The sequence below is a fragment of the Paenibacillus cymbidii genome, from assembly GCF_004764705.1.
Lineage (GTDB): Bacteria > Bacillota > Bacilli > Paenibacillales > NBRC-103111 > Paenibacillus_AN > Paenibacillus_AN cymbidii.
This window is the reverse complement of the sequence record NZ_SHLX01000074.1, coordinates 1-1799: the sequence shown is the minus strand read 5'-3', so window position 1 is coordinate 1799 and position 1799 is coordinate 1. Positions and strand designations below refer to the sequence as shown.

1 protein-coding gene is annotated in these 1799 nt (G+C 60.2%); it reads left to right on the top strand.

The genetic code is table 11. From position 1 onward, the window contains the following. Window positions 1-112: 112 nt before the first annotated feature. Window positions 113-1390, top strand: coding sequence for an IS110 family RNA-guided transposase (locus EXY20_RS38695; RefSeq protein ID WP_135557782.1), 1278 nt, complete (start codon window positions 113-115; stop codon window positions 1388-1390). Window positions 1391-1799: the final 409 nt, after the last annotated feature.

Here is a 1799-nt window from a genome sequence, read left to right as displayed (position 1 = left end):
TAAACATTCCTGTAGGCGCCAAGATACGGCCTTGGACAAAAAACAGGAGCGCCTCGTATGATGGGGGTGTGACGGGTCAATAGCCCTAAAACCCACCAAGGAGGCGCTTACCCTGAATTTTAATCGAAACGAGAAGACAAATCAACGGATTGATCGCATCACGCCGCAGCATGCTGTCGTCGGGATCGACATTGCCAAGGATTCGCATGTAGCGCAAATCGCCGATTTTCGTGGGCGGATCCTCACCCAGCGCCCCCTCTCGTTTCCCAATACGGAGGCCGGTTTCAAGCGGTTGCTCCAGTGGATCCAGAAGGCCGGCGGCGAGAACGGCAAGACGGCGTTCCTGGTCGGCATGGAGCCGACGGGCCACTACTGGCACAATCTCGCGGACTGGCTGCTGGAGCAAGGGATCGAGGTCGTGTTGGTCAATCCGATGGCGACGCATCGCAACAAAGAAAACCGCGACAACAGCCCGTCCAAAAACGACGCGAAGGATGCCGTCGTCATCGCCGACTTGGTCTGCCGCGGGTGCTACACGGAGTACGCGCCACAGGCGCCTGTATTCGACCAAATCAAGACGGCGATGGGGGCGCGCGAATACTGGGTCGAGCAATCCATCAGCCTGGGCAATCGCATCGTACGCTGGATCGACTTGTACTTCCCCGAGTTCCGCAGCGTGTTCAAGGAGTGGCACGGCGACCGAGCGATCGCCACGCTGAAAGCTTTTGCGCTGCCCGCCGCCTTGCGCCCGTTGACGGCGGAGGCCGTCGTGGCGGGATGGCGCGAACAGGGGATGCGCCGCGCCGGCGGCGTCAGCGGCAAAGCCAAGGCCGTGGCGCTGTTGCACGCTGCTGCGTGCAGTATTGGCAAGTCGAACACCGACGATGCCGCCGGGCGCGACATTCTGCGTCTGCTGGCGATGTACGAAGCGGCGCAGCGCATCCTTGAGGAGATGCAGCAGGAGCTGGAAGCGCTCCTGGCGCAAGTGCCGCTGGCGAAGCAGTTGCGCAGTTTGCACGGCCTGGGCACGATCACCATTGCCTGCTTGCTGGGCTGTGCAGGCGACCTGCGTCGCTACAACCACGGCCAGCAGTTGCTCCGCCGCGCCGGTCTCAACCTGGCGGAGCGAAGATCAGGGAAGTACAAGGGGCAGATCAAGATTTCCAAGCGAGGGGACAGCATGCTGCGCAAATACTTGTACCTGGCCGTCATCGGCTTGGTGGGGCAACAGGCGGACTTCAAGCATTGGCACGCCTGTAATCAACAGCGGGGCCTGTCGAAGATGGCTTCCATCCACAAGCTCATTGGGAAACTCGCGCGCATCGTGATCGGTATGGTACAACGGGGAGAAACGTACTGGAGTACGCTGCCGCAGCCGTCTGTCGCCTAAGTGGCGATGCATCAGAGCGAAACGTACCCGCGTACGCCGCCGTAGCCGTCTGCCAGTTACGTGACAGGTAACCGGCTCGTTGATCCCGTTGCTTACGAATGCTGAACCATTTGCAGGATTCATTGACAAAGAGCGCACAGAGAACCGAGTGTAGGTTCCGCTAGGGCCGTGACCCGTCCGCTAAACATGATCGGTCTCCACGCCTTGGTCAGGTACAACGAAGGAATGGAAGGGCGATGACCCGTTGAGACATGGGAGGGTGAACCGCCAAGGGGCGAGTGGAGCGTGCCGTTGAGCATTCAGGCGAAGTACGCAATGGCGTACCTTCTGTTCCCGCATGCCCGAACGCGCCACCGACGGCCCAGCGTCCTACCATTCCACCGCTGTATCTGACATTAAAATCGATGAA